We start from the raw sequence: 25,767 nt of genomic DNA on the forward strand, positions 1-25,767 counted from the left end.
CTCAGGACTCTGATTTCGGACGCTGGCCGAGCAGCTGGGATGTCGATGACGGATGCGCCGGCGAGAACGGCGGGCGCTTCAGCCCGAAGCCGCGCAGCGGCGTCAGGTCGAGCGGCGCGGTGACCTCGCGCGACGGCGCGTCCTTGATCTCGTCCATCGAGCAGATGCCGGCGACGAAGGTCGGCTCCGAGCCGAGCGGCGCGCCGCGGCGAGCGTATTTGTCATAGGTCAGCGGCAGCGTGTTGTTGAGGCCTTCGCGCCCCAAGCCGCCCTTGGCGTCGATCGCCATCATCTCGCTCATGCACATCTTGCCGGGCTCGACGCACATGTTGAGGATCGCCTTGTAGAGATCGCGATCGACCGAACGATAGAGACGGACCGGATCGTTCTGGCTCGGACGCTCGAGCTGCAGATAGTCGGTGCGGCCGAGCATGTTGGAGCTCGCCTTGGCACCGGCGATCCATTTGTCGAAATCCGCGCCCGACAGGCTCTTGAACTCGAAGTGCATGCCGGAGAAGCCGGCGCCGCTGTAATTGGCGGAGAAGCCGCGATAGGTGCCTGCCTTGTTGGCGACCGCGTGCAGCTTGGTCTCCATGCCGGGCATCGCGTAGATCTGGCCGGCGAGCGCGGGGATGTAGAACGAGTTCATCACGGAGGACGCCGTGATGCGGAAGCGGATCGGGCGGTCGACGGGCGCAGCAAGCTCGTTGACGGCGGCGACGCCGTAATCCGGGTAGATGAACAACCACTTCCAGTCGAGCGCGACCACCTCGACATTGAGCGGGGCGTCCTTGCTCTCGATCGGCTTGTCGGCGGCGATGCGGCCGAGCGAGCGATAGGGATCGAGCAGATGGGTGCCCATCCAGGTCAATGCGCCCAGGCAGATGATGATCAAGAGCGGTGCCGACCAGATCACCAGCTCGAGCTGGGTCGAGTGATCCCACTCCGGCTCGTAGGGGGCCTGGGTGTTTGACTGGCGGTAGCGCCAGGCGAAGAAGACGGTCAGCGCCATCACCGGAAGCACGATGATGAGCATCAGGACGGTGGAGATGACGACGAGGTCTCGCTGCTGGGCGGCGATGTCGCCGGCAGGCGCCAGGACGACAAAATCGCACCCGCCAAGGAGTGCCGCGAACGGCAATAAGGCCAATAATTTCAAGGCGCGCACGGCTCACCCCACTTGAATTTTATGAGTTCCGCCAACGGGTAGCTGCGATGCAGCAAAGTTGACATTGGACAATTTGTCCAATGTTGCAGTGCGGGATAGAAGGTCAGAAGGTGAGGTGGACCGCGTGGCAAAGGCTGCCCGTGGCCTCATCTTCTTGCTTGAGCATGATCCGTTCGGAAAACCGGTTTCCACTTTTCCGGACCATGCTCCAAAGGACGGTTCTCCGGCGATGGCACAAGCCCCAGCAATGGCTCACGGCACCCCGACCGCATCAGGTCACGGGCAGGCGAAACCCGGCGAAATCGCCATCGGCGTCATCATCGGGCGCACCTCGGAGTTCTTCGACTTCTTCGTCTACGCGATCGCCTCGGTGATCGTGTTCCCGAAGCTGGTGTTTCCGTTCGTCAACGAGCTGACCGGCACGCTCTATTCATTCGGCATCTTCGCGCTGGCGTTCGCCGCGCGGCCGCTCGGCACCGTCATCTTCATGGCGGTCGACCGCCGCCACGGCAAGGGTGCCAAGCTCGTCATCGCGCTGTTCCTGCTTGGCACCGCCACGGTCGCGCTCGCGTTCCTGCCCGGCTACGACACGATCGGCGTTGCCGCGATCTGGCTGCTCGCCGCCGCCCGCGTGCTGCAGGGCATCGCCTGGGGCGGCGCGTGGGACGGCCTCGCCTCGCTGCTCGCGATGAATTCGCCGGCCAACAAGCGCGGCTGGTACGCGATGGTGCCGCAGCTCGGCGCGCCGCTCGGGCTGATCGTGGCGAGCGCGCTGTTCGCCTTCTTCGCCGGCAACCTCTCGGCGGATGATTTCTTCGATTGGGGCTGGCGCTATCCGTTCTTCGTCGCCTTCGCCATCAACGTGGTGGCGCTGTTCGCGCGGCTGCGCATGGTGGCGACGGATGAATATTCCGAGCTGTTCGAAAGCCGCGATCTGGAGCCGGCGCGCATCGGCGAGACCGTGGCGCAGGAAGGCCGCAACATCGTGCTCGGCGCTTTCGCGCCGCTGGCGAGCTTTGCCCTGTTCCACATGGTCACGGTGTTTCCGCTGTCCTGGGTGTTCCTGTTCACCAAGGAAAGCCCGGTGCGCTTCCTGATCATCGAGATGATCGGCGCCATGGTCGGCGTCGTCGCGATCGTCGCCTCCGGCATGATCGCCGACCGCGTCGGGCGCAAGCCGCTGCTGTTGGGCTCGGCGGTCGCGATCGCAGTCTATAGCGGCTTTGCCCCGCAGCTGCTCGATGCCGGTGCGTTCGGTGAAACCGTGTACATGGTGCTCGGCTTCGTGCTGCTCGGGCTGTCGTTCGGCCAGTCGTCGGGGGCGATCGCCTCGAACTTCGCGCGCAATTATCGCTATACCGCCTCGGCGCTGACGTCGGATTTCGCCTGGCTGTTCGGCGCCGGCTTCGCGCCGCTCGCCGCGCTGCTGCTGGCGACGCATTTCGGCCTGATCTCGGCCGGTGCGTATCTGTTGTCCGGTGCGGTGTGGACGCTGCTGGCGCTTTGGCTCAGCGGCCTGCGCGAAGCGGAAGTCAACTGAGTCACGTAGTCCCATCTGCTCCTTCCCCCTGAAAGGGGGAAGGTCGGGATGGGGGTCTGCCGCAGGCGACGCTGCATCTGCGGAGAGACCGGATCCCCACGCGCTTTGCTCTGGCGAGCAAAGCGACCTCCCCTTTTCAAGGGGAGGTGGGCTACCGGAACAACCCATCGACGCGGAACGAATAGCCGAGGCCGACGACATAGTTCGGCGAGTTGCGGTTGAGCCCGAACGCGATGTGGAGATCGACCTGCTGGGTCGGCGTGATCCGGTAAAGGCCGCCGGAATTGATCAGCTGGGTTGGCCGTGTGCCGTCGGGATAGTCGCCGACATATTCGGTGAACACGCTGATCCGTTCGGTCAGCTTCTTCTCGATCACGAAGGTCGCTTCCGACATGTGCCGGCCGGTCAGCTCGGCCGGGCGGAAGAATTCCGTGAACATGCCGCTGACGCCCCAGCCGTCATGCAGCTCCCATGACCAGGGCAACTGGATGTAGGGCTGCGCGCCGCGCCCGGCGACCGCGGCCGTGCCGGTCGGCAGCGCGACGCCGGCGGTGATCGAGAGGTCGATCTTCCCCGGCAGCGGGCTGATCTGCCACTTGATGGCAGGCGCGACGTCGGTGAAGCCCGAGGCGCCGGGCGCTCTCAAGGGGCCGACATAGCTCGGGAGGTCGACCAGCACCTCGAGGCAGGGCGCAATCCCGAGCCGCCAGCGGCTGTTGCTGCCGTCGATAAAGCGGCCGCTGTTGCGGCCGGTCAGGTTGATGCCGTTCTCGTTCTGCAGGCTCCCGACCGGCACGACGATACTCGAATTGGTGACGTCGGGCCGGTCGGTCGCGATTTCGTCGCTCGGCTTTTCGTTGGCCTTGGGACAGCCGTCCGCGCGCGCGGCGGTGGCTGCTGCGAGAGCGAGCGCAGCAAGCACGCACCCAAGTTCGGCAAGTCGGGCGACGGCGCCGAACCGGTTCTGAAACACTGGGGATGCTCCAATAGCGCGGCGCAGCTGCGGAGGTGGCAGCTCCAAGATAGATCGGCGGCGCGCGCGGATATTCCCGGTCGGCTGAAAAACTTCCGCATCGGCCGCGCGAGCGAGCGGCATTGCAGGGAATAGAATGGCAGCAGGGCTGCTCCTGTTGTGGTGGCAAACAGGAGACCCCGGGAATGACCATTCGTTCGATCGCAGGCGCGCTGGCGCCGCGGCACGCCAAGATCGCCGCGATGGCGGCCATCGCGATCCTGATCGCCCTGAACAGCGCCCGCGCAGCGGGCGATCCGGCGCGCGGCGCCACGCTGTACCAGGGTTGCGGCGATTGCCATTCGATCGAGAAGAACGACGTCGGCCCGATGCACCGGGGTGTGGTGGGCCGCCTTGCCGGCTCGGTCGCAGGCTACAATTACTCGCCGGCGCTGAAGAACTCGAAGATCGTGTGGACCGAGGCCAATCTCGACAAATGGCTCACCGGTCCGGACGCGATGGTTCCGGGCACCAAGATGTTCTACGAGGTACAGGATCCCAGGGATCGGGCCGACATCATCGCCTTCCTCAAGGAGAAGGCGAAGTAGGCGCTCTCTCTCGACGTCGTCCCTGCGCAAGCAGGGACCCATAACCACAGGGCTGCGTTGTTCGAGCGCGCTGTGGCCCCAGCTTCTTCCAACAATTAACGACGGTGGTTATGGGTCCCGGCGTTCGCCGGGACGACGGCGGTGGTGAGGGCCAGCGCGGACCTCAATCCACCACGATCTTGACGCGGTCGCGCGGCTTCACCTGGGCGTGGGCGTCGAGGCCGTTGAGCACGCGGAAGCGCTCGGCCGGGTGGTCGACGCCGGCCATGCGGTGCGACAGCGATTCCACGGTGTCGCCGGGCTGCACATTGATGACCTTGATGCGCAGCGGCCGCGCGGCCTGGATCTCGTCGAGGGTCAGGCGGCGGAATGAATTGACGGTCTCGCGCGCATTGCGCTCGCTCTCGGTGGACTTCTGCTTGGCGGCGAAGATGAAACGGTAGACGTCGCTGCCGAAGCGCAGCGCGTAGACCTTGAACTGCCACTGCTCGCCATGCGCGGTGGCGGAGGCCGCCGGAAAGCCGTTGATGGTGAGGTCCTCGGTCGAGGACTTCTCGACGCCTTCCATCCAGCCGGAATTGAGATAGTCGCCGAGCGACTGCTCGGCCGGCACCCGCACCACGTCGAAGCGCATCGCCTGGCTGCCGCCCTCGCGTACGCCGATCACCGCCTGCGCGGTGTTGTCGAGCGTGAAATTGTCGGGCGCGGTGAAGGTGAAGCCGAGCTTGGGATGCAGGAATCTCCGGCCGCGCACGAAGCCCTCGCTGGGGTCCTCGCCATAGACGATGTTGTCGATCGCGGCGAGATAGGTCTCGCGGTCGCGCTCGTTGCTCTCGGGCGACGAATACTGCCGCGCCGTGGTCTGCGCATTGTTGATGCGCTCCGGCGTCGCCGGATGCGACGAGGTGAAATCCTGCGCGCGCGGATCGAGCGCGGTCTTGCCGATCTTGAGCGCGGCATTGCGCTCCATCGCGGTGAGGAAGCGCGCCGCGCCGTAGGGATCGAAATGCGCGCGGGCGGCGATCCCGACGCCGATGCCGTCGGCCTCGAACTCCTGCTGCCGCGAGAAGCTCGCCATCGTCAGCTTGGTCTTGGCGAGCGCCAAGGCGGTCAGATCGGGATCGGTGCTCATGTCGGTGACGACGCGCGTCACCACCGCCGCCTGGCGCGCCTGGTCCTCGCGCATCGCGGCGTGCTTGGCCAGCACGTGCGCCATCTCGTGGCTCAGCACCGAGGAGAGCTCGGAGGTGTCGCTGGCGAGCGCGATCAGGCCGCGCGTGACATAGAGCTGACCGGTCGGCAGCGCGAAGGCGTTGACCGCGCCGGAATTGAGGATCGTCACCTTGTAGGCCTGGTCGGGCCGTTCGGAGGCGGCGACCAGCCGCTCGACGGTCTTGCTGATCAGGGCCTCGAGCTTGGGGTCGTCATAGGCGCCGCCATAGGACGACAGGATGCGCTCATGCTCGCGCTCGCTGTTGGGGGTCTGCTGCACCACCCGGTTCGGCTTCACCGGGGCTGCGGCCGCGGTCGGGGTGACCTGCTCGAACCGGCCGACATTGCCGCAGGCCGACAGCGTCAGGGCGGCGCAGACGAGCACAGGCGCCGCCGAAAGGCGGCGGCCAGTCCCCTCTTCACGCCGTCCTGCGCGCTCGCGCTCAATCACGTCAAAAACTCACAAATTTGTCCCGAGAATCGGCCAGGCTGTGGCCAGAGGCCCCCCTAGTTCCCGCCGAGCACTTCAATCTGCCCCACCCGGAGCAACTCGATTCGCGGCCCACGTCGTGCTTCCACCCAGCCTCGCACACGAATCCTACGATTTTCCAGAGACTTGGGCGAAAGCCCGGCCGCCTCGAACGCAGGGACTATGCGCCTTGAAATAGTCAGAGCAAAGTCCCGAGTCCAGTTTCGACCGAAATTCAGGTAGGTCGTCGCGCCCGCTTGACGCACGGACAAAACCCTGCCCTCGACCACTGTAAAGCGCCCGATCCCGGCCAAAATATCGTCCGGACTTTCAGCGTTTTTTATGACCGTGGTCTCGGCCCAGGTTCCCGATCGGGCGGTCCGCGCCTCGGCCTCCGCCGCCATCAGTGCCGCGGTGCAGTCCTTGTCGGCGATCTCGGACGATACCAGCGCGACGCCCCGGCGCAGCAACTCGGTCTGCACGGGCATCTCGCCGCCGTCGAGGAATGCGTAGGCCGGCTGCCGGCCATAGCGGTCCGGCGTATCGTCCTGTCCGCGCAACGTCACCTCGCGACCGACCAGCAGCGCCGTCAGCGCTGTTGTGGCCTTCGCCCTGTCCGCCACCTCGATGCCGGCAAGCTTGATCTCACGGCCGTCGTCGAGCCGAAAGCTGCGCGCATCGACCACGGCGGCGACGCGCCCCTCGCCCTGAACCTCGAAATTGCATCCGGCCGCTTCGCCGCGTCCGATGCACGCCGCGGTCGCGATCGCGCACGCGATCATCGCCACTGCCCGCGGACGGCGTTGCCATGCTCTATCGCGCGGAAACGTCATGCTGAACTCGTCACTCCGGCACGCTCCGTTCGGAGCGCGGTCGCCAACAAGAACAGTCTGACCGAAAGATCGTCGCGGAGCCACAGGCCAGGCGCGACCGCATCAGCGCGATCGGCCGTGATTCGACAACGCATTGGCGATCAAATTCTTTGCGACGCTTCTCATCGTGCGCACAGGCCTGATCCCCGTTTCACATCAATGCACGGTCGCTGCGGGACGAACACGTCTCGCATGTCCCTCGCCGTGACGGAGATTGGCGCGTTTGACGTTCACAGCGCGCCCTCAGACGCATCAACCTTACCGATTGACCATCTCAACTCCGTGCGCGGAATGAGAATTCGTTATTGTTGCCAATGACTTGCGGCGCAAGGTAACTAATCAGCAATTTTTCGAAACAGCGATCGATCGCGGTCGCTCACGCATATTGCCGAGGTCCTTGTGTCGAACCCAGTTGTTCTTACGCTGTCGACCACCGATCCGCTCAGCGATTATCTCCTGCTCTACAACGCGATCTCTGGAATCAGCGTCGGTGGCGGCATGGCTGCCGCGAACACCGATTACGTGATCCACTTCTCGCTCTCGTCCGGCGCGCGCACGCTGCAATTGCTGGACGATCTGCCGGCCATCAACCTGATGAGCGGCTCGACGCTCACCTTCGACGGCAACTCCGACTACAACAATCAACTCGGCGGACAGGACTACAGCGACGTCATCGACGCGCGCGGCTATCAAGGTTTCGTCGTCACGTCAGGCACGGTGACGTTCAAGAACCTCACCATCATCAATGCGGTTGCGAGCGGCGGCAATGGCGGGGTCGGCGGTGGCGGCGGCGGCGCGGGCCTCGGCGGCGGATTGTTCGTCGGAGCGAACGCCAACGTCACGCTGAACAATGTCAATTTCGGCAGCAACACCGCCAGGGGCGGCAATGGCGGCGTGGTCGATCCGGCCGGCGGTGGCGGCGGTGGTGGCGGCATCGGTGCCGACGGCGGCAGTGGCAATGGCGGCGGCGGTGGCGGCGGCGGCTTCGGTGGGCAGGACTATTACGGCTACCACGGTAATGGCGGCAGCGGTTACAGCGAGGCCGGCCACGACAGCCAGAATCCCTCGACCGGCGCACAGAACGCGGGCGGCACGCCGGCGACGATCGAAGGCGCGGCGGGCGGTGGACAGGGCGCCGACAATTACGGCGGCTCCGGTTACGGCGCACATGCCGGCGGCGGTGCGAGTGGCGGCGGTGGCGGCGGTGGTGTTGGTGGAGGCGGCGGCGGCATCGGTGGCGCCAACTCGGTCGCCGGCGCTCCCGGAACTGGCTACGGCGGCGCTGGTGGCGTCGGCGGCGGTGGTGGCGGCGGTATTTATAGCGGCGGCAATGGCGGGTTCGCGGGTGGCGGCGGCGGCTCCGGCAATGGCAGCGGATACGCGCACACCGGCGGCGATGGCGGCTTCGGCGGTGGCGGCGGCGGTTCGAACGGCACGCCCGGCACCGGCGGCTTTGGTGCGGGCAGCGGCTCGCTCGCCGGTGGCGGTGGCGGCGGCGCAGGCCTCGGCGGCAACATCTTCGTACAACAGGGCGGCACGCTGACCGTCATCGGCGGCACCTTGATGGGTGCTACCGAGACCGGCGGCACCGGCGCCAACGGCGCCGGCAACGGCTCTGCCTATGGCGACATCTTCATCCAGGGCACGATGGTCGTCACGCCGACGCACACCGTGCCGACGTTCTCGCAGGGCCTGCAGACCGTCACGACGCTCACGATCGGCGACGCCATCGCCGACGAGAGGGGCATCAGCGGCAGCGGCACGACCGGGAAACTGGTCGTCTCGGGCGGCGGCACGCTGACGCTGACGGGTGCCAGCACTTATGTCGGCGGCACCCAGATCGACGGCGGCAACACGCTCTCGATCAGCGCCGACAACAATATCGGCGGCTCGGCCGGCGCGCTGATCCTCAATGGCGGCACGCTGACCACGACCGGCGGCTACACCTTCACCCACGACATCCAGGTCACCGCCAATGGCGGCACCTTCGACATCTCGTCGGGCACCATCGCCGACATCGGCTCGATCTCTGGCTCCGGTATTTTCACGCTGTCCGGCGCCGGCACGTTGCAGCTTGGGATGGGTCAGCTCGCCGGGCTGACCGGGACGTTCGGTCTGAGCAGCGCGCACCTGTCGCTGACATCGGGCGGCACGTTCGACGACACGCTCTCGGTCAGCGGCAATTCGATCCTGTCGGTCGCGAACGGCAAGACCGTCACCGACACCGCTCTCGTCACCGGCAGCGGCAATCTCGGCATCGACGGCGGTGGTACGCTCGTGCTTGGCCACGCCGCCAACAGCTACGGCAGCACGACAATCTATTCGGGCACGGTGTGGCTCACCGCGGCGGGCGCCGCCGGAACCGGCAACATCTCGTTCACGACAGGCATTGTCGGCACGCTGAAGATCGACAACGCCGCGCTGAGCGGCAATGCGTTCACCAACACGATCGCGAACTTCAATCCCGGCCAGTTCATCGACCTGACCGGGTTGCAGTACAACACCCAGAATCCGTCGCTGAACACGGTCATCCTGACCGGCAACACGCTCTCGATCTCGAACGGCACGACGACCGATACGCTGACCCTTGCCGGCGTCGGCGCCGGTACCAGCTTCCAGCTCTCGCAGGATGTGAGCGGTGGCACGATCGTGCAGGTCGTCTCGACCCGCGTCTTCAATGTCTCCAATGTCACCGACCTGAATGCCGCCATCCTGCAGATGGATTCCAGCGGGCAGAACGCCGCGGCGAATGCCAACTACACGATCAACATCACAGCGAATTTCAGCCTGACGTCGGAGCTGTACGCGCTCAATCTGCTGAGTGGGTCGAGTGTCACGATCAACGGCAGCGACGGTCGCGGCGGCACCTACACGATCGACGGCCTCAACGCCCAGCGTGGCTTCTTCGTCTATGCCGGCAATCTCAATCTCGAAAACCTGACCATCCAGAACACCGTGGCTGCCGGCGGTGGCGTCATCCAGGGCGGCGGCGGCGGTGGCGCCGGCCTCGGTGGCGGGCTGTTCGTCTCGTCGAATGGCAGCGCCACGATCGACAATGTCGTGTTTCACAACAGTGCCGCGATCGGTGGCAAGGGCGGAACCGGCAGCACCGCGAGCAACGTCAACATCGACGGCTTCGGCGGTGGTGGCGGCATGGGCGGCCAAGGCGGAAACAGCAGCGGCGGCGGCATCGGCCTTCACGCGCAGGGTGCGAACTCCGCCGCATTTCAGAACGGTTCCGCCGGCATCGTCCCCGGCGCCGCGGGGGGCGGCAAAGGGGTCGACGGCTACCTGATCCCGTACGGGAACGGGACCATTCTTTATTGGAATGGAGGAACGGGCGGCGCCAACGGCGGCGGCGGCGGCGCGGGTGGTTTCTACGGCAACAATAACCGCGCGCACGGCACCGGCGGTGGCGTCGGCGGCGCCAACGCAATCGACGGCGGCAATGGCGGCTACGGCGGTGGCGGCGGGGCGTTCGGCAATGGTGGATTCGGTGGTGGCGGCGGCTATGGCGGCAATGGCGGCTTCGGCGGCGGTGGCGGCGTCAGCGCGCTCGGCGGCTTTGGTGGCGGTGACGGCACGGCGGGGGGCGGTGGCGGCCTTGGCGCCGGCGGCACGGTCTTCGTCGAGCAAGGCGGCTCGCTGACCATCAAGGGCGGCTCGCTGTCGAACGACACCGGCTTCAATGCCGTCAAGGGCGGCGCCAATGGCGGTGGCCAGGCCAGCGGATCGGCTTACGGCTCAGGCATCTTCATCCAGGGCAACAACAATCTCAGCTTCGCGCCCGACAGCGGCCAGACGCTGACGATCGCCAACGACATCGCCGACCAGAGCGGGAATGGCGGCACCGGCGCCAATGCGGGCATCGGCGGTCTCGTCATCAGCGGCGGTGGCACGGTCATCCTTGGCGGCAACAACACCTATACCGGCAACACCACCGTCAGCGGCACGGGCACCGTTGTTTCGATCTCCGCCAACGTCAATCTCGGCGCGGTCACCAACGTGCTGAAGCTCGGCGACGGCACCGGCATCAGCTTCACCGACGGCTTCACGCAGACCCGCAACATCACCGTCGCGGGCGATCCGGTCTTCAATGTCGCGGCCGGCGAGACCGTGACCCAGAGCGGCGTCATCTCCGATGGCGCGACGCCGGGCGATGTCGAGGTGACCGGCGGCGGCCGGCTGGTGCTGTCGGCGCACAACACCTATTCCGGCGGCACCGTCATCAAGGGCTCGATCCTCGAACTGGCGACGAACGGTGCGGCGGGAACCGGCGCGATCGCGTTCACCGACGGCTCTACCGAGAAGCTCGTGCTCGATGCCGGGGTGTTCTCCGGCACGTCGTTCAGCACGTCGATCACCGGCTTTGCCGGCGGCGATACTATCGATTTCGGCAATATCGCCTATGACGCAACGGCCACGCTGTCCTATTCGAATGGCGTGCTGGTGGTGAAGAGCGGCAGCGGCACGACGCTCGCCTCGCTGAACCTGAGCTTCGGGTCGGGCGCTTCGTTCGGCTCGCTGATGCTGGCCTCCGACGGCTCGGCCTCGCCGCATCTCGAGATCAGGTCGCAGGCGAGCATCGCCTCGGTCACGGCCGACACCACCGGTCACCTGACGACGCTGAATGCCGGCAAGGTCGTCACCGTCACCGTGAACTTCAGCAACACGGTGAGCGTGACCGGCGTGCCCGAGTTGCTGCTCAACGACGGCAAGGTCGCGACCTATGTCAGCGGCAGCGGTTCGCAGGCGCTGGTGTTCAGTTACACCGTGCAGGACGGCGACAGCACGTCCGATCTTCAGATACAGAGCCTTTCGCTCAATGGCGGCAGCATCAAGGATCCCGGCGGCCAGGATGCCGATGTGACCCATGCGGCCACCGACCTGCATCTGGTGATCGACGCGATCGCACCGAACGTGTCTGTTAGCGCGAGCCAGACCTCGCTGCTGGCCGGACAGACCTCGACCGTCACCTTCACCTTCTCCGAGGCGGTGACGGGCTTCGCGCTGTCGGACACGACGGTCAGCGGCGGGGTGCTGAGCAATCTCGTGCATGTCGGCGTCAACGCCGCGCACCAGGACGTCTACACGGCGACCTTCACACCCGATGTGACCAACGCCGAGGCGGGCTCGGTGCAGGTCAACGCTTCAAGCTATACCGACGTCGCCGGAAACGCCGGCGCGGCGAGCAACACGATCACCTTCACCGGCGACACCAGAGCGCCGACGGTGTCGATCTCGGCCGATCACACCACGCTGACTGCCGGCGATGGCGCGCTCGTCACCTTCACCTTCTCCGAGGCCGTCACCGGCTTCGGGCTCGGTGATGTCACCGTCCAGGGCGGGACGCTGGGGAACCTGATCCATGTCGGCGTCGATGGCTCCGGCCATGACGTCTACACGGCGACCTTCACACCCGACGTGACCAACGCTGAAGCGGGCTCGGTGCAGGTCAACGCGTCAAGCTACGCCGACGTCGCCGGCAATTCCGGCGCGTCCAGCAACACGATCAACTTCTCCGGCGACACCAAGGCGCCCACGGTGTCGGTCTCGGCCGATCACACCGCGCTGCTGGCCGGTCAGACCGCAGTCGTGACCTTTACCTTCTCCGAGGCGATTGCGGCCTTCGCGCTCGGCGACGTCAGTGTCAGCGGCGGCGCGCTTGGCAATCTTGTGCATGTCGGAGTCAATGGCTCCGGCCAGGATATCTATACGGCGACCTTCACGCCTGACGTGAGCAACGCCGAGGCCGGCTCGGTTCAGGTCACCGCATCTGGTTACGGCGACACGGCCGGCAATGCCGGCGGCGCGAGCAACACGATCAATTTCAGCGGCGATACGCAGGTGCCGACGGTATCCGTCACGCTCAACCCGGACACGGTGCTGGCCGGCGACCTCTCGGTCGCGACCTTCACCTTCTCGGAGGCCGTCGCGGGCTTCAGCCTTGCCGGCACCACCGTTCATGGCGGCGTGCTGAGCAGTCTCGTGCATGTCGGGCTCAACGGCGCAGGCCAGGACATCTACACCGCGACGTTCACGCCCGACATCAGCGACACCGAGACGGGCTCGGTGAAGGTCAACGCGTCGAGCTACACCGATACGGCCGGTAACGCCGGCACGGCCGGCAACACCGCCGCTATCGGCGGCGATACGCTGGCGCCAACGGTGTCGATTGCGGCGGATCGTAACGCGCTGCTGGCGGGCCAGACCGCGCTGGTGACGTTCACCTTCTCCGAACAGGTTGCGAGCTTCGCGGTCGGTGACGTCACCGTGCATGGCGGCGCGCTGGGCAATCTGGTCCATGTCGGCGTCAACGGATCGGGCCAGGACGTCTACACCGCGACCTTCACGCCGGATGAAAGCAACGCCGAGCTCGGATCGGTGCAGGTCACCGCATCCGGTTACACCGACGTCGCCGGCAACAGCGGCGCGGCAAGCAACACCATCAATTTCACCGGCGATACCAAGGCTCCGACGGTGTCGGTCGCGGCGAGCCCGAGCACGGTGCTGGCAGGCCAGACCTCCGTTGTCACTTTCACCTTCTCCGAACACGTCGCGAGCTTTGCGCTCAGTGATACCGTCGTCGCCGGTGGCGCGCTGAGCAATCTGGTCCATGTCGGGCTCAACGGATCGGGCCAGGACGTCTACACCGCGCTCTTCACGCCAGATATCAACGATGTCCTGGCGGGCTCGATCCGGGTCTCGGCCGCGACCTATACTGACGACTCCGGCAATGCTGGTGCCGCAAGCAACACGGCCGATATCGGCGGCGACACCCACTCGCCGACGGTGTCGGTTGCCGCCAACCACACTGTGCTGCACGCCGGCGACACGGCGCTGATGACGTTCACCTTCTCCGAGGCGGTTGCGGGCTTCGGGCTGGGCGACATCACGGTCCATGGCGGCCTGCTGGGCAGTCTGACCCATGTCGGCATCAACGGCGCAGGCCAGGATATCTACACTGCGGTCTTCACGGCCGAGGTCACCGACCATTTGTCGGCCAATCTGTCCGTTGCCGGGGCGAGCTACACCGACGTCGCCGGCAACGCCGGCGCGGCGAGCAGCACCATCAATTTCACTGGCGACACCAAGGCACCCTCGGCGCCGGGACTGGCGCTGCACCGGGACACCGGGTTCTCGGGCACCGATCACATCACCAGCAATCCGCTGATCGACTACACCAAGTTCGATTCGGCCGACACGCTGTGGTTCAAGGCCGACGGCGCCTCGAGCTTCTCGACGGTGGCGCCGGTGTTCACGACCGACGGCGTGCACTTCGTGACGGTGCAGGAGGTCGATGCCGCCGGCAATGTCAGCGCGTCGTCGAGTCTGACCTTCACCCTCGACACGTCGGCGCCCCATCTCACCGGGATCACCGCGACACCCGCCGGGGGCGTTGCGGGGCCGGGCTCGCTGGTGCAACTGACGGTCGGCTTCAGCGAGACGGTCAAGGTCAATGGCGGCACGCCGATCCTGACGCTGAACGATGGCGGTAGCGCGACCTACGATGCCGCGGCAACGGCGCTGCTCGGCGATCCCTCCAAACTGGTGTTCGATCACATCGTGTCGTCGACGGATCGCGCCGCCTCGCTGGCGGTGACCGGATTCGTCGCCAATGGCGGAAGCGTCGTCGACCTGGCCGGCAATGCGGCATCGCTTTCGGCCGTATCCGCCGTGTTCGATGCGCTGCACATCAACGAGACAACAGCGCCGGCCTACACGATCGGCGCGATCACCCGGCCGGAACTGCACCTGGATCTGGGTGGTCACGTCATCATGGACGCGACTGCATCGGCGTTCGCCGGACAATATGGCATGCAGTACCTGTTCCTTGGGTTGCCGGCGGGAACGCCCTATCAGACCGTTCCCGACTTCCATCTCTGATCGCATCGCGTTGCGCGCGATCGACGGCCGGCCGGCATCGCCGGTGCGGCGCGTCATTCCGCTCAACGGAAAACAGATTGCTGCCGCTGCGGCTTGCTGCACTGCGGACCATGCGGCATGATCCGGCCCTCGAAACGGACCTGACGGAATGAGGTCCGCGCTTGATGGGAGGATCTGAATGAGACGAGTTTTGGCCGGCGTGTTGGCCTGTGCGTTTGCGATCTCGGCGAATGCGTCGCTGGCGCAGGACAAGCCTCCGCTGAAGCTCGGCGGCATCCTCGATATGTCGAGCCTCTATGCCGATATCACCGGTACGGGCAGCGAAACCGCGGCCAAGATGGCGGCGGAGGATTTCGGCGGCACGGTGCTCGGCCGCAAGATCGAGATCGTGGTCGGCGATCATCTCAACAAGGCCGACCTTGCCGCCAACATCGCCCGCGACATGATCGATAACCAGGGCGTCGAGATGATCTTCGACGTCGCGGCCTCCGCGACCGCGCTCGCCGCCGGCGAGATCGCCAAGGCGCGCGGCAAGATCATCATGTTCAACGGCCCGGGTTCGATCCGCCTCTCCAATGAAGCCTGCGGCCCCTATACCGTGCACTACGTGTTCGACACCTTCGCGCAGGCCAATGTGACCGGCCTTGCCGCGGTGAAATCCGGCCTCGACACCTGGTTCTTCCTGACCGCGGACTACGCCTTTGGTCAGGACCTCGAAAAGGACACCAGCAATGTCGTGGTGAAGTCGGGCGGCAAGGTGCTGGGCAGCGTGCGGCATCCGATCAACACCTCGGACTTCTCGTCCTTCCTGCTGCAGGCGCAAGCCTCCAAGGCCAAGGTGATCGGGCTCGCCAATGCCGGCGGCGACACTATCAACGCGATCAAGCAGGGCGCCGAGTTCGGCATCACCAAGGGCGGCCAGAAGATCTCGCCGCTGCTCGCTTTCGTCACCGACATCGACAGCGTCGGGCTCGAGACCGCGCAGGGCCTGCTGCTCGCGGAAGCGTTTTATTGGGACCTCAATGACGACACCCGCGCGTTCTCAAAGCGCTTCATGGAGCGCACCAAGCGGGTGCCGACCTCGGCGCAGGCCGGCGTCTACTCCTCCGTGATGCATTATTTGCAGGCGGTGAAGGCCGCGGGCACCACGGACGCGGCCGCCGTCATGAAGGTGATGAAGGAGACCCCGATCAACGACATGTTCGCCAAGAACGGCCGGATTCGCGAGGACGGCCGCATGGTGCACGACATGTATCTGTTCGAGGTCAAGAAGCCGTCGGAATCGAAAGGCCGTTGGGACGATTACAAGCTGCTCGCGACCGTCCCGGGCGATCAGGCGTTCCAGCCGCTGTCGGAGTCGCGCTGTCCGCTGGTGAAGAAATAAGACGGTCGGAGTGCCGTCATTGCGAGCGGAGCGAAGCAATCCATCGGGCCGCATGACGGGAGAATGGATTGCTTCGTCGCTTCGCTCCTCGCAATGACGAAAGAGACAGTTTCTAACCAACAACAACGAAAGGCAAAACGCCATGAGCGACAATCAGATGGTTCTCCAATCCCTCGACAAGGGCCTGCTCACCATCACCATGAACCGCCCGGATCGGCGCAATGCGCTCAATCCCGACATGACCCGCGGCCTGGTCGAGGCGGCGCGGCGGGCGCAGGACGACACCGAGGTGCGCGCGGTGCTGATCAGGGGCGCCGGCGGCACCTTCTGCGTCGGCGGCGACGTCAAGTCGATGGCGGAAGGCCGTGCGCCGCTGCCGTTCGAGGCCAAGATGGCGAACCTGCGCCGCGGCATGGAGGTCTCGCGCATCCTGCACACGATGCCGAAGCCGGTGGTGGCGCAGCTCGATGGTGCGGCGGCCGGCGCCGGGCTCTCGATCGCGCTGTCCTGCGATCTCCGCGTCGCCAGCGCCTCCTGCAAGATCACGACCGCCTTCGCCAAGGTCGGCTTCTCCGGCGACTACGGCGGCACTTACTTCCTCACCAAGATGCTCGGCAGCGCCAAGGCGCGCGAGCTCTACATGATGTCGCCGGTGCTGTCGGCGCAGGAGGCCTACAACCTCGGCATGGTCTCCAAGGTGGTGCCCGATGCCGATGTCGAGGCCGAGACGCTGGAACTCGCGCGCTCGCTGGCGCAGGGACCGTCGGTTGCGCTCGGCTACATCAAGCGCAACATCAACAATGCCGAGACTATGACGCTCGAGGCCTGCTTCGACGGCGAGGCGATCCACCACACGCGCGCCGGCGACACCACCGACCACAAGGAAGCGGCGAAAGCCTTCGTCGAGAAGCGCAAGCCCACCTTCCAGGGCCAGTAGACCGTGACCAATCACATGGCCGAATACATGCGGCTGCGGCAGATCTGCCTGGTGGCGCCGCAGCTTGCGCCTGTGATCGCGGATATCTCCGCGATCATGGGCCTCGACGTCTGCTACCGCGACGGCAACGTCGCCAAATACGGCCTCGAGAACGCGCTGCTGCCGGTCGATACGATTCTCCTTGAAGTCGTCGCGCCCTTCCAGCCGGGGCCGGGCACCGCGGCCGGCCGCTTCATCGAGAAGACCGGTGGCCGCGGCGGCTACATGGCGATCTTCTGTTGCGAGGATCCCGACGCGCGCGGCGCCAAGGCCAATGCAATGGGCGTGCGTACCGCGAACGTGATCACGCATGCGCCGTATCATGGCGTGCAGCTGCATCCGCGCGACTGCCGCGCGGCGTTCATCGAGTTCAACCACACCGATGGCAGCGACAATTTGCTGGGGCCGTATCCGCCGGCCGGCCCCGATTGGCAGAAGTCGATCCGCAAGGACACGACTTTGGCGCTGACCGAGGTCGAGATGCAGAGCCCCGAGCCCGAAGCGTTGGCAGCGCATTGGGGCCGCATCATCGGCGTCCCCGCCGAGGGCACCGTGGTGAAGCTGCCGAACAGCAGCTTCCGCTTCGTCAAGGGCGACACCGAGATCATGAGCGGTCTGACGTTCAAGGTTGCCGACAAGGCGAAGGTGCTGGCTGCCGCGAAAGCCAGGGGCTGTGCGGTTGAAGGCGATGAGTTCCTGCTTTGCGGCGTGACGTTCAAGCTGACGGCGTAATTCCGTAGCCCGGAGGAGGCTACCAGATCCGTCATCCTGAGGTGCGAGCGGAGCGAGCCTCGATGGATGCACGGCCACCAGCCGGGCCGTCCATCCTTCGAGGCTCGCCGAAGAGGCTCGCACCTCAGGATGACGGGACAGGTGGTTGAGCCTTTGGCGGCGATTCAATATCGTGGCCCACAATAACAACAAACGGAACGCCCCATGCCGCATCCGCTCGATTCCTTCTTCGCTCCAAAAAGCATCGCGCTGATCGGCGCCTCGCGCGATCACGAGAAGATTCCCGGGCGGCTGCTCGCGATGCTGCGCAAGAACGGCTATCCGGGCGCGCTCTATCCGATCAATCCGAACTATGACGAGATCGACGGCCTGAAGTGCTTTAAGGCGATCGCCGAGATCGGCGCGCCGGTCGATCTCGCCGTCATCGTCATTCCCGCGCGTGCGGTGCTGCCGGCGCTGGAGCAGTGCGCGGCCGCCGGCGTCAGGAACGCGGTCATCATCTCCTCGGGCTTTGCCGAGGAGGGCGGCGACAGCGCAGCGATGCAGGACGCGATCGTGGCACTGGCGAAGCGGACAGGGATGCGGATCAGTGGCCCCAACGCCGAAGGATTTTACAGCCAGGTCCAGAAGGTTGCGGCGACCTTCAGCCCGACCGTCGACGTCAAGCCGGATGTGCCCGATCTGGTCGCGAGCCAACGGCGGATCGGCATCGTCGCGCAAAGCGGCGGCATCGGCTTTGCGATCTATCATCGCGCCAAGGCGCTTGGCGTTGCGCTGAGCTATGTCGTCAGCGCCGGCAATGAGAGCGATCTCGGCGCCGGCGAGTTCCTCGACTACATGGTGCAGGATGCCTCGACCGACGTGATCCTGCTGTTCATCGAGGGCATCCGGGACGTCGACAAGTTCCTGGCGGCGGCGAAGCGCGCGGCGGAGCTGAGGAAGCCCGTGATCGTCACCAAGGTCGGCCGCTCCGGCGCCGGCGAACGCGCGGCGGCCTCGCACACCGCGAGCATGGCGGGATGGTCGGCGGCCTATGATGCGGTGTTCGCGAAATACGGCTTCATCGTTTCCAACGATCTCGACGAGGCCGTGACCATTGCTGCCGTGTTGACCACCAATCCGTTGCCGAAGGGTGATCGCGTCGCGGTGCTGACGGTGTCCGGCGGCGCCGGCATCTGGGGCGCCGACACCGTGTCGATGCAGGGCCTGCGCGTGCCGGAGCTTTCGGCCGGGATCCAGAGCCAGATCAAGCAATGGATGCCGTCCTACGGCGCGGCGGGCAATCCGGTCGATGTCACCGCGCAGGGCGTCTCCTCCGGTGGCTTGCAGAAGAGCATCGAGATGTTCGACGCGTCCGATGAAGTGGACGCGACACTGGTCGTGCTGTCGCTGTCGAGCGAGATACGGATGCCGTTCAAGGAGGCCGAGCTGAAGCCGGTGATCGCGGCGCAGCGCAAGCCGGTGGTGTTCTATTCCTACACGCTACCCTCTCACTTCGCGCGGCAGGAGCTGGCGAAGTCGGGCGTGGTGGTGCTCTCGGGATTGACCCATGTCGGCGTCGCGATGCGACGGTTGGCCGACTATGCCGGCTTCAGGCCCGCGCCGGAGATGGTGGCGGCGTCACCGGCGCAGGATCTCTCCGCGTATCTCACGGGGAAGACGCTCTCCGAACATGACAGCAAGTCGCTGCTGCGCGCCGCCGGCATCGCGTTGCCGGACGAGGTGCTGGTGACCGATCGCGACGGGCTCGACGCCGCGATCGAGCGCGCCGGATTTCCACTGGTCATGAAGATCCAGTCGCCGGCAATCGCGCACAAGAGCGAGGTCGGCGGCGTCCGAGTCAACATCGCCGCCAAGGGCGCCGCGTTCACCGCCTATCGCGACATGCTGGAGACGGTGCAGAAGGCGCGGCCGGACGCTGCGATCCAGGGCGTGCTGGTCGGGCTGATGGCCCGGAAGGGCGTCGAGATCATCGTCGGCACCATGACGGACGCCACCTTCGGGCCGCTGGTGATGGTGGGGCTCGGCGGCATCACGACCGAGCTGTTCAAGGACGTAGTCTACCGCCCGGCGCCGGTGAGCCCGGATGAGGCGGCCACAATGCTGGAGACGCTGAAGGCCGCGCCGCTGCTGCACGGCTTCCGCGGCGCGCCGAAGGCGGATGTGGCTGCACTCGCGCGGCTGATCTCGCAGATTTCAGTGCTGGCTGCGCAGCATGCGAGCGAGATCGCCGAGGTCGAGGTCAATCCGGTGCTGGTGCATCCGGAGGGCCAGGGCGTGACGATCGTCGATGCGCTGGTGGTGCCGAGGGGGTAGCGAGCTATCTCCCCATCGTCCCTGCGAACGCAGGGACCCATACGCCGCGGCCGGGCGGAAAGGGCACAAGGGGAGACGGCTTGTCTCGTCACTCGCATCGGTGGTTATGGGTCCCTGCTTTCGCAGGGACGACCATGTTGAGGGAGATGCGCTTACGCTCACCGTCCCTTGAAGTTGGCGACGCGACGTTCGGCGGTGGCCTTGACGCCTTCCTTGAAGTCTTCGGTCGCGCGCAGCTTGGTCTGCTCCTCCAACTCGTGGTTGGTCGCGGCGAGCACGCGGTCGGCGAGGCCGGCGCGCATGGTGGCGCGGGTCGAGACCAGGCCGAGCGGCGAGCATTCGGCGATCTCCTGCGCGAGCTTCATCGCCTCGGCCCGCACCTGGTCCTGCGGCACCAGCACGTTGGCGAGGCCCCAGCGATAGGCCTCTTCGCCGGTGACGCGGCGGCTGGTGTAGAACATCAGCTCGGCATTGTTCTTGCCGATCAGCTCCGGCAGCGTGGTGGTCAGGCCGAAGCCCGGATGGAAGCCGAGTTTAGTGAAATTCGCCGAGAAGCGTGCTTCAGGGCAGGCGACGCGGAAGTCGGCTGACACGGCAAGCCCGAGACCGCCGCCGATCGCGGCGCCATGGATCGCCGCGACGATCGGCTTCTTGTTGCGGAAGATGCGCACCGCCTGAACATAGAGATGGTTGATCGGCAGGTTCGAGGCCGGATCGCTCTTGGCTCGCTCTTCCTGCTCCTGGCGGGCGGGATCGCCGAAATTGGCGCCGGCGCAGAACGCCTTGCCTTGCGCCGCAAGCACCGAGGCGCGGATCTCGATATTGTTGTCGAATTCCTCCAGCGCGTCGGCGATCTGGTTGATCAGCGCGACGTCGAAGAAATTCAGCGGCGGCTTGCGGATTTCGATCAGGCCGACATGGCCATGGGTCTCGACGCCGATATCAGTGTACTTGGTCATCTCTTGTCTCCGGTAAGGCTGCAATCTCGCGGCGCGAACAGTGTCACCTCTCCCAAGGGGAGAGGTCGATTTGCGCCAGCAAATCGGGTGAGGGGGTCTGCTCTCTCGAGGGACCGTGACCCCTCACCCGGCGCTGCGCGCCGACCTCTCCCGATGGGAGAGGTGCAAGAGCTTGCGGTGAGAGCGTCGGTCTCATTGGTCATCAGCGCAGACCGAGCCCGCGGGCGATGATGCCGCGCAGCACCTCGGTGGTGCCGCCCTGGATCGTCAGCTTGGGTGCGGTCTTGATGGCGAAATCGAGCTGCTTTTCCAGCGTCTCGCGGTTGGTCGCGGTCTCCTCGACGAAGGCCGCGAGATCGCGCACGCGGTGCGGCAGCTGCTGCTCCCACACCGTGCCGATGTCCTTGACGATGGAAGCCTCCACCACCGGCTCCTTGCCGGCCTGCAGCATGCCCGCGACCGACACCGACATGCGACGCATGGTGTGGACCTGCGCTACCAGCCGGCCGATGCCCTCGGCGCTGCGGGTGTCCGGGTTCTTGCCGACCGCGCGCACCAGCTCGGTCAGCACGTAATACGTCTCGAGGAAACGCTCGGGGCCGGACCGCTCATAGGCGAGCTCGGACGTCGCCTGCTTCCAGGCGCCGTCGACTTCGCCCAGCACGTGGTCGTCGGGCACGAAGTAGTCGGTGAACACGACCTCGTTGAATTCGAACTGGCCGGTGATCTGGCCGATCGGGTTCACCTGGATGCCGGGCTGCTTCATCTTGACCAGGAACTGGGTCAGGCCGTGGCGGCGGTTTTCCTTGGTCGGCGGCGAGGTGCGGAAAATCGCGATCATGTAGTCGGCGATGTGCGCCGACGAGGTCCAGATCTTGGTGCCGTTGATCAGATAGCCGCCGTCGGTCTTGGTGGCGCGGGTCTTCGCCGCGAACAGGTCGGAGCCGGAGTTCGGCTCGCTCATGCCGATCGCGAAGCAGACCTCGCCGCGGCAGATCCGCGGCAGGATGTCCATCTTGATGTGCTCGGGCGCGTATTTCAGCAGCACCGGCCCGCTCTGGCGGTCGGCGACGAAGAAGCGCCGGGTCGGCGCGTTCGCCACCCGCATCTCCTCTGTCACCACATAGCGTTCGAGGAACGAGCGTTCCTGGCCGCCATACTTCTTCGGCCAGGTCATGCCGAGCCAACCCTTGGCGCCGACGCGGCGGGAGAATTCCGGCGCGTCATTGTCCTCGCGGTTCGGCGCGTGGGGATCGAAGGTGCCGGCGGCGATTTCCTCGGCGAGGAAGGCGCGCACCTCCTTGCGGAGCTGCTCGCATTTCTCGGGCAGGCGGATCGGATCGAAACGAAGGGCTGCAGTCATGATGTCCAGTCCTGATCTTTCTGCCTGATCTCAGCGCGAAGCCACCAGCGGCCACAATTCATCGGCGCCACGATTGGCAACGAGCTTGCCGAGCTCGACCGCCCAGTAGCTCTCCGAGCCGAAATCGTCGCGCCACGCCAGCGCGCGCAGCGAATAGCGGTGCAGGATGTGTTCGATAGTGAAGCCGATCGCACCGTGCACCTGATGCGCGATGCCGCTGCCCTTCTCGGCCGCTTCCGAGCAACGGATTTTTGCCGAAGCCGCTTCGAGGAACACTGCGTCCGTGTCCAGCGACTTGGCGCTCACGATCGTGTCGGCCGCGGAGGTCGCGGCGGCCAGTGCCGCGGCGTTTTCGCCGGCGAGGCGGGCGAGGTTGTGCTGCACCGCCTGGAATTTGGAGATCTTCTTCTCGAAGGCGACGCGCTCGTTGGAATAGCGCACCGAGATGTCGAGCATCGCTTCCAGCGCGCCCGCGATCTGCAGGCTGCGCGCCACGCCGCCCATCAGCATCAGCGTGGTCTGCTCAAATCCCTTCGGCGCCGGCTTGGTGATGACCGGCTGCACCTTGTCGAGCGTGACGGTGTCGTTGTGATCGCCGCCAAGTCCGATACCGGATTCGATCCGGCACTTCACGGCATCGACCAGCGCGATCGAGATGCCGTCCTTGCCGCTCGCGAGTACGGCAAAATGCTTCGCGTCCTTGGCAAACGGCACGCCGCGGGCGCGGCCGGAGAGCGAGCCGTCGGCGTTGAGCGTGACGCGGTCCTTCGGGCTCGCAGGGACAACCGTCATCTCGCCTTCGGGGGAGGCGATCTTGGCTTGCGTCAGCAGCCAGCCGGCCAGCATTGTTTCGGCCAGCGGAACAGCGATCGCATGGCGGCCTGCGACGTTGAGCACGCTAAAGCCTTCCGCGAGACTGGCGCCGGAACCGCCGAGATTGTCGGGTACCCAGGACAGCGGCAGGCCGGCTTCGGTCAGCGCCTGCCACAGCGGCGCCTTCCATGCGCCCTGCTTGTCGTGATTGATGGTTTGGGCATCCGCGAGATCAGCGAAAATCTTTTCCGCGGTCTCGGCGACGATGTTTTCACTCTCCGCCACAGCGTTCCTCGTGTTGATTGGCTTGGGGCCAGCTGTTCGGCCATGCCCTGCTTGCGATGTTGTCTTGCGCTCAATGATGCGGAAAAGCCATAGCCGTGACAAGCGCTGCCCGCAGGGCCACTTGCGCAGATGGCATGAAGCCGGACGGGCTGCATGAATTCCGCAGAGTGAACTTTGCGACGCCCCGGTTTGTATCCCACACACGGCGGCAAATCGGCCTGTGACATCAGTTCAATCCGCCAGATGAAACTCGATCGCCTTCCGCATCAGGTCGGCGAATTCGGTCTCCTGGGTGACCAGCGCGTCGTTCAATCCGGCCACGCACAGCACCAGCGGTTCGTTCGATTCCGCAATCGGCGGCAGGTTCATGGCAACGGCGCCGGCCCCCGGCGTGACAAGGCCGAGCGAGAAGGCATGCCCCTTGGTGCGGACCTTCTTCAGCTCCAGCAGCAACGCCTTGATGTCGATCTGCCGGTCGGGCCGCGTCTCGTTGGCATTGATCAGGCGCACCAGACGGCGGACCTCCTTGTCCGGATAGGCCGACAGCAGCGCGTAACCCGATGCGGATCGCGCCAGCGGCCGCAGCGTTCCGGCTTTGACATAGAGCCGCATCGGCAGCTTGGCCTGGATGATATGGACATATTGCGCGCTGAGCCCGTTGCGCACCGCCAGCATGATGGTCTCTCCGGTTCTCTCGGAGAGCTCGTTCATCAAATTGATCAGGCGCCCCTTGGTGAACAGCGCCGGGCTCAGCCAGTGCCCCAGCATCGAGATCCGCGGCGTCGGGATATAGGTGCGGCGGCTGGTGTCGTAGTGCAGGTAGCCGAACGCCGTCATCGTTCGCATCAGCGCCGAGGTGCTGGACTGCGGAAACTTCAGCGCGGCTGCGACCTCGATGGCGGAGGCGGCGCGCTGGTGCTCCTCGAAGAATTCGAGCACATCGAACACGCGCCGCGCCGACTTGACCGCATTGTCCATCTTCGGCAGATCGCGCGAGGTATCGCCGGGGAAGTCGGGGCCGTCGAAAGACCGCGGGCCGGCAGCCGTGCCGGCCTTCGCCACATCCTTCTTCGCCACCGGCATCGCTATCGTCCCTGCTGCGCCACCCGCCGCTTCAGCCACCAGCCATACTGCTCGGGCCAGCTTGTCCACTCCGGATCGCATCCGAGCGCAAGTGCCGTTTGCGCGGGCCAGTTCGGATTCCACAGCAGTTCGCGGCCGAGCGCAATAAGCGTCGCCTTGCCGTCGCGCAAAATGGCTTCGGCGTAGTCGGGTTCGCGGATCAGCCCGACCGCCACCGTCGGAACGCCGGCTTCCTTCTGGATGCGCTCGGCGAAGGGCACCTGGAAGCCCGGGGTACGCGACACCAGCGAATTGCCGCGCGGCAATTTCATGCCGCCCGACGAGCAGTCCACCATGTCGATCCCGATCGCCTTCAGCTCCGCAGCAAACGCAACGGAGTCCTCGATCGACCAGCCGATATCGACGCCGTCGACCGACGAGATCCGGACGAAGGCCGGCAGGTGATCGGGCCATTCCTCGCGCATGATTGCAGCGATCCGCAGCGGCAGCCGCATGCGATTCTCGCGCGACCCGCCATACTCGTCGTTGCGGTTGTTGGCCAGCGGCGACAGGAACGAGTGCATCAGATAGCCGTGCGCGCAGTGCAGTTCGATGACGTCGTAGCCGGCCGTCCTGGCGCGGCGAAACGCCTGGCGGTAGTCGTCAACCAGGGCGTCGATCTGCTCTGAAGTCATCATCTGCGGTGCCGGCCAGCCGTCGTCGAACGGAATGCCGCTCGAGGCCGCGATCTGCCATGGGCCTTCGCCGCGCGCCTTGATATCGGCCTCGCCGAGCGGATTGCCGCCTTCCCACGGCCGCTGCGACGAGCCCTTGCGGCCGCCATGTGCGATCTGGATCGCGGCCTTGGCGTTGAAGCTGTGGATCAGCGCGGCGAGGGCGGCGTGGTCTGCGATGTGCGCATCATCCCAGATGCCGAGGCATCCGTGGGTGATGCGTCCCTGGGTGTTCACCGAGCTCTGCTCGACGAATACGAGAGCGGCGCCGCCGGCGGCGAGCTTGCCGATATGCGCGGTATGCCAGTCGGTGGCGCGGCCGTCCTGCGCCGAATAGGTCGCCATCGGCGAGACCATGATCCGGTTCTTCAGCTCGAGGTCGCGAAGTTGCAGCGGGGTAAACAGCAGCGGCAGTTCGGTCATGCGATGTCCAGC

General features: G+C 65.7%; 16 protein-coding genes. 7 read left to right on the forward strand and 9 right to left on the reverse strand.

Features of this window, described 5'->3' with window-relative positions; translation table 11 throughout:
- Position 1: 1 nt before the first annotated feature.
- A complete protein-coding gene (cyoA, locus tag BI327_RS25740) occupies positions 2–1,168 on the reverse strand; it encodes a ubiquinol oxidase subunit II (RefSeq protein WP_076864062.1) in 1,167 nt (388 codons plus the stop codon).
- Positions 1,169–1,415: 247 nt separating this feature from the next.
- Between cyoA and BI327_RS25745 the strand changes: the two genes are divergently transcribed.
- Positions 1,416–2,708 (forward strand): MFS transporter, encoded by a 1,293-nt coding sequence (locus tag BI327_RS25745; RefSeq protein WP_076864063.1) that lies wholly within the window; start codon positions 1,416–1,418, stop codon positions 2,706–2,708.
- A gap of 151 nt (positions 2,709–2,859) precedes the next feature.
- On the opposite strand, the gene BI327_RS25750 is transcribed toward BI327_RS25745, so the two are convergent.
- The gene (locus BI327_RS25750; protein ID WP_076864064.1) at positions 2,860–3,681 is read right to left on the reverse strand and encodes a transporter; all 822 of its coding nucleotides are present in this window, start codon (positions 3,679–3,681) and stop codon (positions 2,860–2,862) included.
- A gap of 185 nt (positions 3,682–3,866) precedes the next feature.
- On the opposite strand from BI327_RS25750, the gene BI327_RS25755 reads away from it, so the two are divergent.
- Entirely contained in the window at positions 3,867–4,268 is a 402-nt protein-coding gene (locus BI327_RS25755) for a c-type cytochrome (RefSeq protein ID WP_076864065.1), read from the forward strand.
- 163 nt (positions 4,269–4,431) lie between these two features.
- Here BI327_RS25755 and BI327_RS25760 read toward each other — a convergent pair whose 3' ends face one another.
- Both BI327_RS25760 and BI327_RS25765 read right to left on the reverse strand, forming a co-directional pair.
- On the reverse strand, positions 4,432–5,931 hold the full coding sequence (locus BI327_RS25760; RefSeq protein WP_245334929.1) for a M48 family metalloprotease: 1,500 nt from the start codon (positions 5,929–5,931) through the stop codon (positions 4,432–4,434).
- A gap of 56 nt (positions 5,932–5,987) precedes the next feature.
- Positions 5,988–6,731, reverse strand: a complete 744-nt coding sequence (locus tag BI327_RS25765; RefSeq protein WP_076864067.1) for a thermonuclease family protein — start codon at positions 6,729–6,731, stop codon at positions 5,988–5,990.
- Between the two features lie 489 nt (positions 6,732–7,220).
- On the opposite strand from BI327_RS25765, the gene BI327_RS43585 reads away from it, so the two are divergent.
- From BI327_RS43585 to BI327_RS25800, 5 genes are all read left to right on the forward strand, one after another.
- The gene (locus BI327_RS43585; RefSeq protein WP_167386908.1) at positions 7,221–14,708 is read left to right on the forward strand and encodes an Ig-like domain-containing protein; all 7,488 of its coding nucleotides are present in this window, start codon (positions 7,221–7,223) and stop codon (positions 14,706–14,708) included.
- 178 nt (positions 14,709–14,886) lie between these two features.
- Complete coding sequence (locus tag BI327_RS25785) at positions 14,887–16,092, forward strand: ABC transporter substrate-binding protein (protein WP_076864069.1); 1,206 nt, start codon at positions 14,887–14,889, stop codon at positions 16,090–16,092.
- Between the two features lie 142 nt (positions 16,093–16,234).
- Positions 16,235–17,029: an enoyl-CoA hydratase gene (locus tag BI327_RS25790; protein WP_076864070.1), complete on the forward strand. Its 795-nt coding sequence runs from the start codon at positions 16,235–16,237 to the stop codon at positions 17,027–17,029.
- A gap of 15 nt (positions 17,030–17,044) precedes the next feature.
- Entirely contained in the window at positions 17,045–17,800 is a 756-nt protein-coding gene (locus BI327_RS25795) for a hypothetical protein (RefSeq protein ID WP_076864071.1), read from the forward strand.
- 204 nt (positions 17,801–18,004) lie between these two features.
- A complete protein-coding gene (locus tag BI327_RS25800; protein ID WP_076864072.1) occupies positions 18,005–20,116 on the forward strand; it encodes an acetate--CoA ligase family protein in 2,112 nt (703 codons plus the stop codon).
- A 158-nt stretch (positions 20,117–20,274) separates the two neighbouring features.
- Here BI327_RS25800 and BI327_RS25805 read toward each other — a convergent pair whose 3' ends face one another.
- The 5 genes from BI327_RS25805 to BI327_RS25825 form a co-directional block, all read right to left on the reverse strand.
- Positions 20,275–21,075, reverse strand: coding sequence for an enoyl-CoA hydratase/isomerase family protein (locus tag BI327_RS25805; protein ID WP_074126635.1), 801 nt, complete (start codon positions 21,073–21,075; stop codon positions 20,275–20,277).
- Positions 21,076–21,277: 202 nt separating this feature from the next.
- Positions 21,278–22,438 carry an acyl-CoA dehydrogenase family protein gene (locus BI327_RS25810; RefSeq protein WP_018269158.1) on the reverse strand — a complete coding sequence of 387 codons (1,161 nt, stop codon included), beginning with the start codon at positions 22,436–22,438 and terminating at the stop codon, positions 21,278–21,280.
- A gap of 30 nt (positions 22,439–22,468) precedes the next feature.
- Positions 22,469–23,536, reverse strand: a complete 1,068-nt coding sequence (locus tag BI327_RS25815; protein WP_076864073.1) for an acyl-CoA dehydrogenase family protein — start codon at positions 23,534–23,536, stop codon at positions 22,469–22,471.
- 231 nt (positions 23,537–23,767) lie between these two features.
- Positions 23,768–24,619, reverse strand: a complete 852-nt coding sequence (locus tag BI327_RS25820) for an IclR family transcriptional regulator (protein WP_076864074.1) — start codon at positions 24,617–24,619, stop codon at positions 23,768–23,770.
- Between the two features lie 2 nt (positions 24,620–24,621).
- Positions 24,622–25,755 (reverse strand): NADH:flavin oxidoreductase/NADH oxidase, encoded by a 1,134-nt coding sequence (locus BI327_RS25825; RefSeq protein ID WP_076864075.1) that lies wholly within the window; start codon positions 25,753–25,755, stop codon positions 24,622–24,624.
- Positions 25,756–25,767 lie beyond the last annotated feature (12 nt).

The sequence above is a fragment of the Bradyrhizobium mercantei genome, from assembly GCF_001982635.1.
GTDB classification, from domain to species: Bacteria; Pseudomonadota; Alphaproteobacteria; order Rhizobiales; family Xanthobacteraceae; genus Bradyrhizobium; species Bradyrhizobium mercantei.

What these genes read in the sequence shown, in the direction of transcription:
- BI327_RS25745 (WP_076864063.1), top strand. Translation starts at nt 1,416, where the DNA reads ATGGCTCACGGCACCCCGACCGCATCAGGTCACGGGCAGGCGAAACCC.
- BI327_RS25755 (WP_076864065.1), top strand. Translation starts at nt 3,867, where the DNA reads ATGACCATTCGTTCGATCGCAGGCGCGCTGGCGCCGCGGCACGCCAAG.
- BI327_RS25765 (WP_076864067.1), bottom strand. Translation starts at nt 6,731, where the DNA reads ATGATCGCGTGCGCGATCGCGACCGCGGCGTGCATCGGACGCGGCGAA.
- BI327_RS25785 (WP_076864069.1), top strand. Translation starts at nt 14,887, where the DNA reads ATGAGACGAGTTTTGGCCGGCGTGTTGGCCTGTGCGTTTGCGATCTCG.
- BI327_RS25790 (WP_076864070.1), top strand. Translation starts at nt 16,235, where the DNA reads ATGAGCGACAATCAGATGGTTCTCCAATCCCTCGACAAGGGCCTGCTC.
- BI327_RS25795 (WP_076864071.1), top strand. Translation starts at nt 17,045, where the DNA reads ATGGCCGAATACATGCGGCTGCGGCAGATCTGCCTGGTGGCGCCGCAG.
- BI327_RS25800 (WP_076864072.1), top strand. Translation starts at nt 18,005, where the DNA reads ATGCCGCATCCGCTCGATTCCTTCTTCGCTCCAAAAAGCATCGCGCTG.
- BI327_RS25805 (WP_074126635.1), bottom strand. Translation starts at nt 21,075, where the DNA reads ATGACCAAGTACACTGATATCGGCGTCGAGACCCATGGCCATGTCGGC.
- BI327_RS25810 (WP_018269158.1), bottom strand. Translation starts at nt 22,438, where the DNA reads ATGACTGCAGCCCTTCGTTTCGATCCGATCCGCCTGCCCGAGAAATGC.
- BI327_RS25820 (WP_076864074.1), bottom strand. Translation starts at nt 24,619, where the DNA reads ATGCCGGTGGCGAAGAAGGATGTGGCGAAGGCCGGCACGGCTGCCGGC.
- BI327_RS25825 (WP_076864075.1), bottom strand. Translation starts at nt 25,755, where the DNA reads ATGACCGAACTGCCGCTGCTGTTTACCCCGCTGCAACTTCGCGACCTC.